The sequence below is a fragment of the Mesorhizobium sp. M2A.F.Ca.ET.046.03.2.1 genome (genome assembly GCF_003952425.1).
Lineage (GTDB): Bacteria > Pseudomonadota > Alphaproteobacteria > Rhizobiales > Rhizobiaceae > Mesorhizobium.
This window is the reverse complement of record NZ_CP034449.1, coordinates 723139-736893: the sequence shown is the minus strand read 5'-3', so window position 1 is coordinate 736893 and position 13755 is coordinate 723139. Positions and strand designations below refer to the sequence as shown.

Annotated in this window: 13 protein-coding genes; 8 read left to right on the top strand and 5 right to left on the bottom strand. The window is 64.6% G+C overall.

The window, feature by feature from the left end; genetic code table 11:
- Window positions 1–117 precede the first annotated feature (117 nt).
- Window positions 118–1893, top strand: coding sequence for a tetratricopeptide repeat protein (locus EJ072_RS03630; RefSeq protein WP_126078604.1), 1776 nt, complete (start codon window positions 118–120; stop codon window positions 1891–1893).
- A gap of 50 nt (window positions 1894–1943) precedes the next feature.
- Here the strand turns inward: EJ072_RS03630 and EJ072_RS03625 are convergent, their stop codons facing one another.
- Window positions 1944–2405 carry a GNAT family N-acetyltransferase gene (locus EJ072_RS03625; RefSeq protein WP_126078603.1) on the bottom strand — a complete coding sequence of 154 codons (462 nt, stop codon included), beginning with the start codon at window positions 2403–2405 and terminating at the stop codon, window positions 1944–1946.
- Window positions 2406–2596: 191 nt separating this feature from the next.
- Here EJ072_RS03625 and EJ072_RS03620 point away from each other — a divergent pair, with 191 nt between their 5' ends.
- Window positions 2597–3520, top strand: coding sequence for a glycine--tRNA ligase subunit alpha (locus EJ072_RS03620; protein ID WP_189341644.1), 924 nt, complete (start codon window positions 2597–2599; stop codon window positions 3518–3520).
- Window positions 3521–3616: 96 nt separating this feature from the next.
- On the opposite strand, the gene EJ072_RS03615 is transcribed toward EJ072_RS03620, so the two are convergent.
- Window positions 3617–3799: a hypothetical protein gene (locus tag EJ072_RS03615; RefSeq protein ID WP_126078602.1), complete on the bottom strand. Its 183-nt coding sequence runs from the start codon at window positions 3797–3799 to the stop codon at window positions 3617–3619.
- A 252-nt stretch (window positions 3800–4051) separates the two neighbouring features.
- On the opposite strand from EJ072_RS03615, the gene glyS reads away from it, so the two are divergent.
- Window positions 4052–6349 carry a glycine--tRNA ligase subunit beta gene (gene glyS, locus EJ072_RS03610; protein WP_126078601.1) on the top strand — a complete coding sequence of 766 codons (2298 nt, stop codon included), beginning with the start codon at window positions 4052–4054 and terminating at the stop codon, window positions 6347–6349.
- 141 nt (window positions 6350–6490) lie between these two features.
- Window positions 6491–6769 (top strand): hypothetical protein, encoded by a 279-nt coding sequence (locus EJ072_RS03605; protein ID WP_245467172.1) that lies wholly within the window; start codon window positions 6491–6493, stop codon window positions 6767–6769.
- Between the two features lie 118 nt (window positions 6770–6887).
- Here EJ072_RS03605 and EJ072_RS03600 read toward each other — a convergent pair whose 3' ends face one another.
- Window positions 6888–7277 carry a hypothetical protein gene (locus EJ072_RS03600; protein ID WP_126078600.1) on the bottom strand — a complete coding sequence of 130 codons (390 nt, stop codon included), beginning with the start codon at window positions 7275–7277 and terminating at the stop codon, window positions 6888–6890.
- 98 nt (window positions 7278–7375) lie between these two features.
- The gene (locus tag EJ072_RS03595) at window positions 7376–7873 is read right to left on the bottom strand and encodes a hypothetical protein (protein WP_126078599.1); all 498 of its coding nucleotides are present in this window, start codon (window positions 7871–7873) and stop codon (window positions 7376–7378) included.
- A gap of 171 nt (window positions 7874–8044) precedes the next feature.
- On the opposite strand from EJ072_RS03595, the gene EJ072_RS03590 reads away from it, so the two are divergent.
- The 4 genes from EJ072_RS03590 (at window position 8045) to EJ072_RS03575 (ending at window position 12522) form a co-directional block, all read left to right on the top strand.
- On the top strand, window positions 8045–9007 hold the full coding sequence (locus tag EJ072_RS03590; protein WP_126078598.1) for an L-threonylcarbamoyladenylate synthase: 963 nt from the start codon (window positions 8045–8047) through the stop codon (window positions 9005–9007).
- Between the two features lie 21 nt (window positions 9008–9028).
- Window positions 9029–10462 carry an FAD-binding oxidoreductase gene (locus tag EJ072_RS03585; RefSeq protein ID WP_126078597.1) on the top strand — a complete coding sequence of 478 codons (1434 nt, stop codon included), beginning with the start codon at window positions 9029–9031 and terminating at the stop codon, window positions 10460–10462.
- A gap of 184 nt (window positions 10463–10646) precedes the next feature.
- Window positions 10647–11213, top strand: coding sequence for a DUF6101 family protein (locus EJ072_RS03580; protein WP_126078596.1), 567 nt, complete (start codon window positions 10647–10649; stop codon window positions 11211–11213).
- A 118-nt stretch (window positions 11214–11331) separates the two neighbouring features.
- Window positions 11332–12522, top strand: a complete 1191-nt coding sequence (locus EJ072_RS03575; RefSeq protein ID WP_126078595.1) for an integrase core domain-containing protein — start codon at window positions 11332–11334, stop codon at window positions 12520–12522.
- A 217-nt stretch (window positions 12523–12739) separates the two neighbouring features.
- Here the strand turns inward: EJ072_RS03575 and ubiA are convergent, their stop codons facing one another.
- A complete protein-coding gene (gene ubiA, locus EJ072_RS03570) occupies window positions 12740–13723 on the bottom strand; it encodes a 4-hydroxybenzoate octaprenyltransferase (protein ID WP_126083487.1) in 984 nt (327 codons plus the stop codon).
- Window positions 13724–13755: the final 32 nt, after the last annotated feature.

Here is a 13755-nt window from a genome sequence, read left to right as displayed (position 1 = left end):
TTGTGATTCGCTCGGCGATTGAAGCCCGACCCCAAAAAGGCCATGCTTTGGCCGGAAAAGATCGAGTCTGTGGGCGGTCCGCCAAGGGCGGGATCGCGTCTGGCTGAAAGGGATACGATGCGGCAAGGACGTGCGCGCTGGCTGACGAGGCTGGCATTTTTGACCGGAGTGGCGCTCTGGGTGCTGCCGGTCCAGGCCAAGGAAGAAGCCCAACCGCTGCAGATCACGTCTTTCTCGGGCGCCTATCTTGCGGCCCATATCGCCGAAAGCGACAACGACCTCGACGACGCGATCGCCTATTACAAGCAGGCGCTGGCCTTTGCCCCTGATGACAAGGACCTGCAGCAGAGCCTGATGCTGGCGCTGGTCTCGCAGGGCCGCTTTGAGGAATCGCTGGTCTATGCCGACAAGCTGAAGGAAGTGCCCGATGTCGAGCGCTTCTCGCGCTTGGCGCTGGCCATCGATTCCTTCCACAAGAAGGACTACGCCAAGGCGCAGTACTGGCTGAAGCTGTCGCTCGAATCCGACCTCGACCGGCTGCTTTCCGGCGTCATGGACGGCTGGGCCAAGCAGGGCGCCGGCAACGCGTCCGAGGCCATGGATGCCATCGACAAGCTGAAAGGCCCCGATTGGTTCGGCCTGTTCAAGTCGTTCCACCGTGCGCTGATCGCCGATGCCGCCGGCCTCAGCGACAAGGCCGATGCGATCTACGCCGCCACCTTGGCCGACACCGCGGCCGGTGGCTCCGCGCCCGAAACCTGGATGCGCAATGCCCAGGCTTATGCCTCCTTCCTCGCCCGCAAGGGCGACAAGTCGAAGGCCGAGGCGGTGTTGAACCAGGCGGAAGCCTTCGCCCCGGGCAAGCTCGAGATCACCACGCTGCGCGACCGCATCGCCAAGGGCGACAAGATCGAGCCGCTGGTCGCCCGCCCGGCCGACGGCGCGTCCGAAATCCTGCTCGACCTTGCCACCGCGCTCAACCGCGGCGGCGGCGAGCCTTTCGTGCGGCTTTACCTGCAATACGCGCTGGCGCTGAAGCCGGACAGCGACGCGGCCCTTGTGCAGCTTGCCGCCGTTGCCGAGCAGCTGAAAGATGGCGAGGGCGCGGTCGCGCTCTACCGCCGCATTCCGGAATCCTCGCCGCTGAAAGAGCTCTCCGACCTGCAGATCGGCCTCAACCTTGCCGATCTCGACAAGCATGACGAGGCGATTTCCCACCTCAAGGCCTATCTCGACAAGCACCCGGACGACATGCGCGCCTATCTGGCGCTCGGCGGCGTCTATGGCTCGAAGGAAGATTTCCGTTCGGCCGCCAATCTCTACGACAAGGCCGTCGAGCAGCTGAAGTCGCCGACCGCCGCCAACTGGAACATCTTCTACCAGCGCGGCATCGCCTATGAGCGGCTGAAGGAATGGCCGAAGGCCGAACCCAATTTCCGCAAGGCGCTGGAGCTGCAGCCCGACCAGCCGCAGGTCATGAACTATCTCGGTTATTCCTGGGTCGATATGAACATGAACCTCAAGGAGGGCCTGGCGATGATCCAGAAGGCCGTGGATCTGCGGCCGAACGACGGCTACATCGTCGATTCGCTGGGCTGGGCCTATTTCCGCATGGGCCGCTTCGACGACGCCGTGCGCGAGATGGAGCGCGCCGTCTCGCTGAAGCCGGAAGATCCCGTCCTCAACGACCATCTCGGCGACGCTTACTGGCGTGTCGGCCGCAAGCTCGAGGCCACCTATCAGTGGACCCAGGCGCGCGACCTGAAGCCGGACCCGGATGTGCTCGCCACCCTGCAGCAGAAGCTGCTCAAGGGCCTGCCGCCGATCGAATCCAACACCGCGCAGGAAACCCCGAAGGTGAAGCCGGATCCGACGCCCGCGCCGAAGGGCTGAGCGGTGTGCTATTGATTTCTGGCGGGGCCCTTCGGGGCCCCGCGGCATTTTCAGAACATCTTTCTGTACACCACGAACCCGGACTTCTCGGCGACCTTGTCGTAGAGCTGCATCGCCGCGTGGTTCGTCTCATGCGTCAGCCAGTAGACGCGGTTCGCGCCCGCTTCACGGGCGCGTTCGTAGACGTCTTCGATCAGCGCCCTGCCGACGCCCTGGCCGCGCGCGGCCTGCGTGGTGAAGAGATCCTGCAGATAGCAGCTCGGCGCGATCGACGTCGTGGAGCGGTGATAGAGATAGTGGACTAGGCCGAGCAGACTGCCTTCGCGCTCGGCCACCAGCGCATGCACCGGCTCATAGGCGTCAAAGAAGCGCGACCAGGTCATCTGCGTGATCTCGCCGGCAAGCGCCGTCGGGCCGGAGCGTCCGTAGAACGCGTTGTAGCCGTCCCAGAGCGGCAGCCATTGCTCGTAATCCTGCCTTGTGACGGGGCGGACGGCAAGTTGACCAGACATGGCGAAACCTCTGTCGTTGACGTGGAACGGAGCAAACCGCGGCCGCCGCTCGACAGCAATGGGCCAGCCTGCCGCAAAGCTTCCGCCTTGCCGGATGTGGGCCGCTGCCTTGACGCTCGGCGGCCCGGCAACTAGGGAAGCGTCATCCTGCGCTTTCCGAGGCCGCCGTGACCATCGAGATCCCTGCCCATATGCATCCCAGCCGCTCCTTCCAGGGGCTGATCCTGACCTTGCACAATTACTGGGCGGACTATGGTTGCCTCATCCTGCAGCCCTACGACATGGAAGTCGGCGCCGGCACCTTCCATCCGGCGACCACCTTGCGCGCGCTTGGTCCGCTGCGCTGGAACGCCGCTTACGTGCAGCCCTCGCGCCGGCCGAAGGACGGCCGCTACGGCGAGAACCCGAACCGTCTGCAGCATTATTACCAGTACCAGGTGATCCTGAAGCCCAATCCGCCGAACCTGCAGGAGCTTTATCTCGGCTCGCTGGAAGCGATCGGCGTCGATCCGCTGCTGCACGACATCCGCTTCGTCGAGGACGATTGGGAAAGCCCCACGCTTGGCGCCTGGGGGCTCGGCTGGGAATGCTGGTGCGACGGCATGGAAGTCTCCCAGTTCACCTATTTCCAGCAGGTCTGCGGCATCGAATGCGCGCCGGTGGCGGGCGAACTGACCTACGGCCTGGAGCGGCTCGCCATGTATGTGCAGGGCGTCGACAATGTCTATGACCTGAATTTCAACGGCCGCGAAGGCGCCGAGAAGGTCACTTACGGCGATGTCTTCCTGCAGGCCGAGCAGGAATATTCGCGCCACAATTTCGAATTCGCCAACACCGCGATGCTGCTGAGGCATTTCGAGGACGCCGAGGCCGAGTGTAAGGCGCTGCTCGATGCCGGCACGCCCAAGCCGAGCGACAATCTTCCGATGCACCGGATGGTCTTTCCGGCCTACGACCAGTGCATCAAGGCAAGCCATGTCTTCAACCTGCTCGACGCGCGCGGCGTGATCTCGGTCACCGAGCGGCAAAGCTACATCCTGCGCGTGCGCAATCTGGCCAAGGCGTGCGGCGAGGCGTTCCTGAAGACGCGGGCTGGCGGGCTGGCAGCGGCTTAGAGCAATTCCAGGAAAAGTGCGTAGCGGTTTTCCGTCCGGAATTGCGTCAAAACAAGATAGAGCGAATTCGCAGTTTCAGTGAAACGGCGGCTTGCTCTAAGCCGGTACGGCTTTCACGGTCTCGGCGGCGGCGCCGACCGGCAACACGACCTGCGCCGTTGCGCCATCGATCGTGCGCATGGCCTGCCTGACCCCCGGCATCGTGATCACGCCATGCATCTGCGCGGCGAAGCAGGCGCTGAGCGCCAGGATCTGCAGGGTTCTCGATGCCGTCTTCATCGTCGTTCAGCCAATAGGTCTCTGCCTGAGCGTTTGTCGCTTCAGCGCCGCGTTCGGTTCATGGGAAGGTTTGCTCCAAGGATGACCGACCCTGAGCCGTCCCGACAGTTGGCTGAAAAATTCCGTGAAATCGCTTGAAGAGGCGATCTCCTAGCGGGGTGACAGCGGCCGGCCGAGTTGCTATTTCCCGCCCATTCGTGACGGCGCTGACGCGCCGGCCCTCCCCATCAAGGGGAGGGTGGGAGCCTAATCATGCCTGACCTACTGCTAGAACTTCGCTCGGAAGAGATTCCCGCCCGCATGCAGCGCAAGGCTGCCGGCGACCTCAGGAAGATGCTGACCGACGGTCTGGTCGAGGCGGGTCTCACCTATGAGGCGGCGTGCGAATATTGGACGCCGCGCCGGCTGGCGCTCGACATCCGTGGCCTGACGGCGCGCTCCAAGGACATTCGCGAGGAGATCAAGGGTCCCTCGACCACCGCGCCCGAGCAGGCGGTGCAGGGTTTTCTGCGCAAGGCCGGCCTGTCGTCGATCGCCGAGGCGCATGTCCATTCCGATCCGAAGAAGGGCGACTTCTACGTCGCCCACATCTCGAAGCCGGGCAGGGCGGCCGAAGAGATCATCGCCGAGCTGGTGCCGGGCATCATCAAGAGCTTCCCCTGGCCGAAATCGATGCGCTGGGGGCCGGCCTCGGCAAAACCCGGCTCGCTGCGCTGGGTGCGCCCGCTGCAGTCGATCGTCTGCACCTTCGGTCCGGAGACAGAGGAGCCGGTCGTGGTCGATTTCGAGATCGATGGCATCCGCGCCGGCAACGTCACCTATGGCCATCGCTTCCATGCGCCGGGCCCGATCACGGTGCGCCGCTTCGACGACTATGTGGCGAAGCTCGAAGCGGCCAAGGTCGTGCTCGATGCCGACCGGCGCAAGGAGATCATCCTTCACGACGCCCGCAATCTCGCCTTCGCCAATGGCCTCGACCTGGTCGAGGACGAGGGCCTGCTGGAGGAAGTCTCCGGTCTGGTCGAATGGCCGGTCGTGCTGATGGGCGAATTCGAGCGGGATTTCCTCGCCATTCCGGGCGAAGTCATCCGCCTCACCATTCGCGCCAACCAGAAATGCTTCGTCACCCGGCCGCAGGGCGCCGGCGAGGATCTCTCGAACCGCTTCATCCTGGTCGCCAACATCGAGGCGAACGATGGCGGCAAGGAGATCGCCTATGGCAACGGCAAGGTGGTGCGGGCGCGCCTGTCCGACGCGCTCTATTTCTGGAAGACCGACCAGAGCGGCCTGCCGGACCTCGACCAGCTCGCGGAATCGGCGGCGAAGTTCGGCCTGGATCTGAAGAAGCCGCTCGACCAGCGCATGGCGCGGCTCGACCACCTCAACGTGACCTTCCATGCCAAGCTCGGCACGCAGGGGCAGCGCGTTGAGCGCATCAGGCGGCTCGCGCAAGAACTGGCCCCGATCGTCGGCGCTGATAGCGCTTTGGTCGCCCGCGCGGCCGTGCTCGCCAAGGCCGATCTGCAGACCGAGGTGGTAGGCGAGTTCCCCGAACTGCAAGGGGCCATGGGTCGCAAATACGCGCTTCTGCAGGGCGAGGATGCATCCGTAGCCGCGGCCGCCGAGGAACACTACAAGCCGCAGGGTCCTTCCGACCGCGTGCCGACCGATCCGGTGTCGGTTGCCGTCGCGCTTGCCGACAAGCTCGATACGCTGACCGGCTTCTGGGCGATCGATGAAAAGCCTACGGGCAGCAAGGATCCGTTCGCTCTGCGCCGAGCAGCACTTGGCGTGGTCAGGATCCTTATAGAGAACCGTATCCGTCTGGCGTTGACGTCCCTCTTCGCCAAGGCCTTCGCGAACTTCAAAGGCGGCACAGATCAGTCGTCCGATCTCCTCGCCTTCTTCCACGATCGCCTGAAGGTCTATCTGCGTGAAAGCGGTGCACGCCATGACTTGATCGATGCCGTGCTGTCAGCGGGTTCGCGCCCAATCTCTCCCCTTGTGGGGGCGATGTCGGCGAAGCCGACAGAGGGGGGCGCTGTCCCGCCGGCCTCACATTCTGTCGCGCCCCCCTCTGCCCTGCCGGGCATCTCCCCCACAAGGGGGGAGATCGGCCAATCGCCGAACGACGATCTCCTTCAGATCGTGCGTCGCGTCGAGGCGCTGGGCTCCTTGCTCGACACCGACGAGGGCAAGAACCTGCTCGCCGGCACCAAGCGCGCCGCCAACATCCTGGCCGCCGAAGAGAAGAAGAAAACGCTGGTCGCCGAGACCGTTGAGCCGGCTCTGTTCCGCGAAGACGCGGAAAAGAAGCTCTATGCCGCGGTGAATCAGGCCGAGAAGGAAGCCGGCCAAGCGATTCAAAACGAAGATTTTTCCGCCGCCATGCTGGCGCTTAGCGTGTTGCGCGAACCGGTTGATTCATTTTTTGAAGGCGTTCTCGTGAATGATGAGGACCAGGCCGTGCGCGCCAACCGCCTGGCGCTGCTTGCCCGCATCCGCGCCGCCACCGACCAGGTCGCGGATTTTTCAAAAATCGTCGGCTGACGGCTCGAAACGTCGCACATTTGGACCTACCCGCATCCGCTAGGATGCGGGTAGGCTTCAACAATTTTGCGCTCGAAAATTAGTACCCCGGAGCCGGCTTACAGTCATACGGCGATGACCTCCGCGTGGGAGAACCGATGCATGTCGCCCGGAACTGCGCAGCGGTTCCGGGACAACGACATGCATCAGACAAAAGACGTTCCCCAAACACGGAGGCATGCCATGAATTCCGTTGACGATATCGACCTGATTGAAGAGACCCCGGCCGCCGCCGAGGCCGTCGAACCCGCTTCCGACGACATCCTCGACCATGCTGCCGCCGCGGCGGTCGAAGCCACGGACCTGTCCGAGTACGATGAGGAAGACCGCGAGGATGAAGACGGCGACGACGAAGACGACGATAAGGAAGAAGCGGCCTGAGCCGTCTGCAGTCGTTTGAAGAATGAAGGGCGGCGCGTTTCGCGTCGCCCCTTTTCGTCAGGCTAGCCGGATCAGCCTTCCAGGGAGAATCGCCCCGTCGATCAGGAAGATTGACGCCTCAATCTTCCACGATGCTGACGCGCACGCTGTCGGAAAAGACATCCACCTCGATCAGCGGCTCGCCATTGACGATGGCGCGCCTTGTCGCGCTGCCCATGGCGCCGCCGCGTTCCAGCATGCGCTGCAGGTCGGCGCGCGAGCCGTCGCTGCGGAACCAGGGATCGCCCTGGTCATCGCTGTCGCGCCGATGGAACTTGTGCCAATTGGCGCGGTCCTGCCGCACCATCTGCGCCGCGCTGCTCAGCGGATAGCCGTCGCTGGCGCGGTGATCGCGATCGGAAATCCGCGCGACGTAAGAGCCGAGCATGTCGTCGGCTCGCGCCGAACCCGTCACCAGTGTCGCCGCCACCACCAGTCCGGCAACGGCCATTGCTTTCGAAACGGTCATGAAATCCCCCTTTTTGAAACGTCAGCGCCATCGTGCCCGATCCCGATGACGGGGATCGAGCCAAGCGGTTAGCACATTGAAGCGGTATTGAGTGTGATCTACATCGCCTTGCCGACGCGCGGCAGCGGCTGGGCATTTTTCGGCTGCGCGCCGCCCGACGCATTGGCTGTCGCGGTGGGCTGGCTGCCGGCCTTGTCGTTGCCCTTCGAAGCGGAGGCGGTGCCGTTGGCAGGCGTTGCCGGCGAAGTGCCGTTTGCCGGCGCGGCCGCGGTTGTGGTTGCCGGTGCCGTGGGCTTCGCCGCCGCGGGCGTTGCGAAGGCGCCGCCGACAATGCCGCCGCGGATGATCATCGGCGCCGGCTGATGCCCGGACTTTTCGGGAATAGCCGCGACCTTTTCGTCGGTGACGGCGGGCACGGGATCGCCCAGCGCAATCATCGATGGCGCGGAGAGCGCCGACAGCTTGGCCGGATCGATCGCGTCCAGCCTGACCACCGAAGGCGTCGACGTCGAGGGTCCGACTACGACGATCGACGACGCCTGCGCCGCGCCGTTCATTGCCAAAAGGCCGATGCCGAACGCTCCGAGCAAACGCATTACAAAAACTCCCCAGCCGGTAACCACCGGTCCGCACCTTAAGGCCGGCAAATTGAAGCGGGCTTGCGCGGAAACTTAACATTTTAGGGATTGATAAATCGCCAATGCCCGCCCTTGCCCGATGGAAGCCGTCGTATTACGGGACCGGCATGTTTGAGACTGGTGGCAAATTTGGCTGAGATATTGGCGGTTGGCGAGGCGCTTGAGCGGGCTTTGGCGTTGCTTAAAGCCGGCGACGTCGTCGCCATCCCGACCGAGACGGTTTACGGCCTGGCTGGCGATGCCACCAACGGCGTTGCCGTGGCGCGCATTTTCGAGGCGAAGGGCCGGCCGCGCTTCAACCCGCTGATCGCCCATGTCGCCGATCGCGCGATGGCGGACCACATTGCCGGCTTCGACCCGCTCTCGGCAAAACTCGCGCAAGCCTTCTGGCCCGGCCCGCTGACGCTGGTGCTGCCGCAGCGCGCGGACAATGGCATCCATCCGCTGGTCACCGCGGGGCTGGATACGATCGCGCTGCGCATGCCGCGCGGGTTCGGCGGCGAGCTGATCGCGCGGCTCGGCCGGCCGCTTGCCGCCCCCAGCGCCAATTCCTCAGGCAGGATTTCCGGCACGACGGCGCAGGCGGTCGCCGCCGATCTCGGCGACAGGATCAAGCTGGTCGTGGATGGAGGCGCGACGCCCGTCGGACTGGAATCGACCATCCTCAAGGTCGAGGACGGCAAATTGCGGCTGCTCAGGCCGGGCGGCATCGGCGCCGAGGAGATCGAGGCCGCCGCCGGCGCGAAACTGGTGCGCGGCGCTACCGGCATCGAGGCGCCGGGCATGCTTGCCTCGCATTACGCGCCGGGTGCGGCGATGCGGCTCAATGTTCAACAGATCGTGAGGGGCGAAGCATTGCTTGCCTTCGGCCGCAACCGCGCCGAGGGCTGGCAGAATGCGGCTGCTATGCGCAATCTCTCCGAGGCCGGCGACCTGCGCGAGGCGGCCAGCAACCTTTTTGCCGCCATGCAGGCGCTCGACCGCAGCGGCGCCGCCACCATCGCCGTCGAGCCGATCCCTTTCGAGGGGCTGGGCGAGGCGATCAACGACCGGCTCGCGCGCGCCGCTGCCCCCCGTGACAAGCAGGCCTGAGCGCCATAGGTTCTTGCCGCCATGAACGATCAGCCCTTCGACCTCGACCCTGCCGTCATCGACCGCTTCGCGGCAATCGTCGGCGACAAATATGCCTTGCGCGACCAGGCCGACATCGCGCCCTACATCACCGAGCGGCGCGGCCTCTGGCATGGCCGCACGTCGCTGGTGCTGAGGCCCGCCAGCGTCGAGGAAGTGAGCCGCATCATGCGGCTTGCGACCGAGACTGGTACGCCGATCGTGCCGCAGAGCGGCAACACCGGGCTGGTCGGCGCGCAGGTGCCGGACAAATCCGGTCACGACATCGTGCTGTCGCTGTCGCGGCTGAACCGCATCCGCGAGATCGATGTCTTGTCGAACACGGTGACCGTCGAGGCCGGCGTCATCCTGCAGACGCTGCAGGAGGCGGCCGACGCCGCCGACCGGCTCTTTCCGCTCTCGCTCGCCGCGCAAGGCTCCTGCCAGATCGGCGGCAATCTCTCCTCCAATGCTGGCGGCACGGGCGTGCTTGCCTATGGCAATGCGCGCGAGCTCTGTCTCGGCGTCGAGGTGGTGCTGCCGACCGGCGAGGTGTTCGACGACCTGCGCAAATTGAAGAAGGACAACACCGGCTACGATCTGAAGAACCTCTTCGTCGGCGCCGAAGGCACGCTCGGCGTCATCACCGCCGCGGTGCTGAAACTGTTCCCGAAGCCGAAGGGCAGGGAGGTCGCCTTTGCCGGCCTGCCGTCGTCCCCGAAAGACGCGCTTTCGCTGTTCACGCTGGCGATGGACCGCGCCGGAGCTTCGCTCACAGCTTTCGAGCTGATCGCCAGAAGGCCTTATGATTTCACGCTGAAGCACGGGCAAGGCATCACGCGGCCGCTGGCCGACGACTGGCCGTGGTATGTGCTGATGCAGATTTCGTCCGGACGCTCCGAGGAGGACGGCAAGGCGCTGATCGAGGAGATCCTGTCAGCCGGCCTCGAGCAAGGCATCGTCGGCGACGCGGTGGTGTCGGCAAGCCTGGCCCAGGGCGACGCCTTCTGGAATTTCCGCGAGACGCTGCCCGAATGCCAGAAGCCTGAGGGGGCCTCGATCAAGCACGACATCTCCGTGCCGATCGCCTCGATCCCCGACTTCATCGATAAGGCGGCCGGCGTGGTGGAAGGCGTCTGCCCCGGCGCGCGTGTGGTCTGCTTCGGCCACATGGGCGACGGCAATCTGCACTACAACATCTCGCGTCCGGTGGATTGGCAGGACGAGCCGTTCCTCGAGCTCTATCACCCGATGAACAAGGCCGTGCACGATGTCGTGCGCTCCTTCCACGGCTCGATCTCGGCCGAGCACGGCATAGGTCAGCTGAAGCGCGACGAGCTGATCGCCACGGCGCCGCCGATGGCCATCGACCTGATGCGCCGGGTGAAGGCCGCCTTCGATCCCGCAGGCATCATGAATCCCGGTAAGGTTATCTGATCCTTCCCATATCTGGTGGACGGTCGCATTCCGATAACCATCCCTGAGATCAGCAAAATTTAACCGACTTTCTTAAGCGCGCCGGTAAGAAGCCAGCGCTAACATTTCTTCCCATAACGAGGCCGGAAAAACCGGCCCTGAGAGAACCGGAAAACGGCCCTCAGGAGTAACAGGGAAGACATCGATGAACACTGGACTGAAGCCAGTCTGGGCCGGGCGCAACATGCGTCTCGACCCATTTCGCCTGCCGCAGATGGTGAGCTACGCCACCCGCGACGACTATGGCGATGTGACCTTCACCATCGACCAGCGCGGCGCCGTCATCCGCCGCATGCTGGAGATGAGCGGTTTGCCGGCGATCATCGCGCTGCCCGCCAAGGCGTTCCGCGGCGTTGCCGCGCGCGCCATGGAGGATCCGGACGGCAACGTCACCGTGACGCTCGAGCTCCTGCACAATGATCCGATGCTCTCGGTGCCGCTGCTGGTCGCCGACGATCTCGAGGACGTCGCCGCCGACTGGCGCGCCTGGGCCGACGCCTATCGCCTGCCGATGCTGCTGATCGAGGCCGACGGCATTGCCCGCACGCTGGAAGAATCGCTCGGCGCCGCCATCAAGGCGCTGCCGCCGCAGGAGCGCCGCAAGGGCCGCGTCTCCACCACGCGCCGCCCGCGCTTCCTCGCCCGCCGCAAGGCCGGCAATCTGGGCCTGAGGCTCGTCATCGACGGCCAGGAGATCATTGCAAGGGAGTAGGTTTCTTCTCCCCGTCTCTATACGGGGAGAAGTGCCCGGTGTCCGAACCGGATAGATAGGTAACAGAATGGACCGATTAGATGGGTGACAGTTTTCTTGCCAGCCGGGAGGACCGGCGATGGTTTGGCGAGAGACTGGCATCATGGATGAGCGGCTTCGTTTTGTTGTTGAATGCCTAGCTGGCGAGGAGACGATGACGCAGCTTTGCGCGGCCTTCGAGATCTCACGCAAGACCGGCTACAAATGGCTTGGGCGTTACCGGGAGACCGGGCCGGAAGGCCTGCACGACCGGCTGCGGGCGCCGCTCGATCACGGCCGAGCAACGGCAGCCGAGCTGGTGGAGCGGATCGTGGCGGAGAAGGAAGCGCATCCGCTGTGGGGGCCGAAGAAGATCATGGCGCGGCTGAAGCGGGCGGAGCCCAGTTGTGGCTGGCCGGCAGTCTCGACAGCTGGCGAGATCCTGAAGCGGCATGGTCTTGTGGGACGCCGGCGCCGGCGCTGGCGGGCTGTGGGCAATGGGCCATGGCCGGAGCCTGCGGCGCCGAATGCGGTGTGGACGGTAGACCACAAGGGCTGGTTCCGGACCCGTGACGGCTGGCGCTGCGAGCCATTGACGGTGATGGATGCATTGAGCCGCTACCTGCTGGGGCTCGAGGCGACGGGCTCGACGGCCGACGAGGAGGCGTGGCCGGTGTTTGAGCGATTGTTTGAGGAAAACGGTCTGCCGGATCGCATTCGAAGCGACAATGGCCCACCCTTTGCGTCGGCCGGCGTCACAGGGCTGACGCCGCTGGCAGTGCGCTTCATTAAGCTCGGCATCGCCCTGGAGCGCATCCAGCCAGGCAAGCCGCAGCAGAACGGGCGCCATGAGCGTTTCCATCTGACCATGCTGCCGATGGCCGATGCACCGAAGGCTGACAAAGCGGCTCAAGCCAGGGCCTTCGAGAACTTCCGGCGCAGCTACAATGAGGAGCGTCCGCACGAGGCGCTGGGCATGGACACCCCGGCACAGCATTACCGCCCCTCGACCCGACCGATGCCGAAGACAGCCCCTGAACCCGATTATCCGACCGAGGCAGCGGTGCGCGGCGTGCGCCAGAACGGCGCGGTCAAATGGCGGGGCACCGAGATCTATGTCTCGGCCACGTTGGCCGGCGAACCGATTGCCATTGAAGAGACCGAGGATGGCGAGTGGACGATGCGCTTCCACACCCATCCGCTCGGCTTCATCGATGAGAAGCACATGAAACTGGTTCGCCGCAGCGCCGCGCCAAGCCGACCGCTTGGCGCTGCGGCGACCGCATCATAGGGAGAGAAAACTGTTACCTATGTATCCGGTTCAAAGTGTTACCCATCTATCCGCTGGACACCGGCAGGGCGATGAGGGGCAGCACCGACCTGGGTGTCTGGCCACCTCACAAACCCGATCAGACGCTGTATCGCCGCTACAATTTGCCTCCAAAGGTTGGCGCTGCCCCTCATCCGGCTGCCGCCACCTTCTCCCCGTAGAACGGGGAGAAGGGAGATCACACCAGCGGCTTCAGCCATATCCACACCGAACCGCCGATCAGCCCCAGGAAGATCAGCCAGCCGACCTGGTTGTTCGACTTGAACAGCTTCAGGCACTGGTCCGGATTGTTGATGTCGAGCCGGATGATCTGGCGCCCCATATGCACGCCTGCGGCGATCAGTCCCGCCAGCGCCACGATCGGCACCTGCGCCGAGGCGAAGGCGATGGCGAAGCAGATCAGCGCGCCGCCATAGAGCCCGCTAAGCCACATCTTGGTGTTGTCGCCGAACAGCCGTGCCGTCGAGCGCACGCCGACGATGGCGTCGTCTTCCTTGTCCTGATGCGCATAGATCGTGTCGTAGCCGATCACCCACAGGATCGAGCCGATATAGAGCATGATCGCCGGGTCATCGATGTCGCCGAACTCGACCGCCCATCCCATCAGCGCGCCCCAGGAGAAGGCTAAGCCCAGCACGAATTGCGGCCAGTTGGTGATGCGCTTCATGAAGGGATAGACCGCGACGATCACGAGCGAAGCGATGCCGAGCGGAATGGCGAAGCTGTTGAACTGCAAGAGCACGGCCAGGCCCACCAGCGCCTGGATGATGACGAAGATCCATGCCTGGCGGCGCGTCACCTTGCCGGCCGGCAGCGGCCGCGAGCGGGTGCGCTCGACCTGGTTGTCGATGTCCTCGTCGGCGAGATCGTTATAGGTGCAGCCGGCGCCGCGCATGGCGACGGCGCCGACGAAGAACAATACCAGATGCCAGGGCGCCGGAAGCAGCGTCAGCAGCGGGTCGGTCGGACGCGGATAGGCGCCCGCGGCAAGCGCTGCCGACCACCAGCAGGGCCATAACAGGAGCTGCCAGCCGATCGGCCGGTCCCAGCGCGCAAGCTGCGCATAAGGCCAGAGCCAGCGCGGCAGCACGCGGTAGACCCAATGGCCGCTCGGCGCATCGGCGACGCGGCCCTGGATCGCTTTCGACTGGACGGTTTCCATCACGCTGGAGTGGCAGCAGCAGGCAGCGCCGT

What these genes read in the sequence shown, in the direction of transcription:
- glyS (WP_126078601.1), top strand. Translation starts at nt 4,052, where the DNA reads ATGCCTGACCTACTGCTAGAACTTCGCTCGGAAGAGATTCCCGCCCGC.
- EJ072_RS03605 (WP_245467172.1), top strand. Translation starts at nt 6,491, where the DNA reads ATGTCGCCCGGAACTGCGCAGCGGTTCCGGGACAACGACATGCATCAG.
- ubiA (WP_126083487.1), bottom strand. Translation starts at nt 13,723, where the DNA reads ATGGAAACCGTCCAGTCGAAAGCGATCCAGGGCCGCGTCGCCGATGCG.
- EJ072_RS03615 (WP_126078602.1), bottom strand. Translation starts at nt 3,799, where the DNA reads ATGAAGACGGCATCGAGAACCCTGCAGATCCTGGCGCTCAGCGCCTGC.
- EJ072_RS03585 (WP_126078597.1), top strand. Translation starts at nt 9,029, where the DNA reads ATGAACGATCAGCCCTTCGACCTCGACCCTGCCGTCATCGACCGCTTC.
- EJ072_RS03575 (WP_126078595.1), top strand. Translation starts at nt 11,332, where the DNA reads ATGGTTTGGCGAGAGACTGGCATCATGGATGAGCGGCTTCGTTTTGTT.
- EJ072_RS03580 (WP_126078596.1), top strand. Translation starts at nt 10,647, where the DNA reads ATGAACACTGGACTGAAGCCAGTCTGGGCCGGGCGCAACATGCGTCTC.
- EJ072_RS03630 (WP_126078604.1), top strand. Translation starts at nt 118, where the DNA reads ATGCGGCAAGGACGTGCGCGCTGGCTGACGAGGCTGGCATTTTTGACC.
- EJ072_RS03620 (WP_189341644.1), top strand. Translation starts at nt 2,597, where the DNA reads ATGCATCCCAGCCGCTCCTTCCAGGGGCTGATCCTGACCTTGCACAAT.
- EJ072_RS03625 (WP_126078603.1), bottom strand. Translation starts at nt 2,405, where the DNA reads ATGTCTGGTCAACTTGCCGTCCGCCCCGTCACAAGGCAGGATTACGAG.
- EJ072_RS03595 (WP_126078599.1), bottom strand. Translation starts at nt 7,873, where the DNA reads ATGCGTTTGCTCGGAGCGTTCGGCATCGGCCTTTTGGCAATGAACGGC.
- EJ072_RS03600 (WP_126078600.1), bottom strand. Translation starts at nt 7,277, where the DNA reads ATGACCGTTTCGAAAGCAATGGCCGTTGCCGGACTGGTGGTGGCGGCG.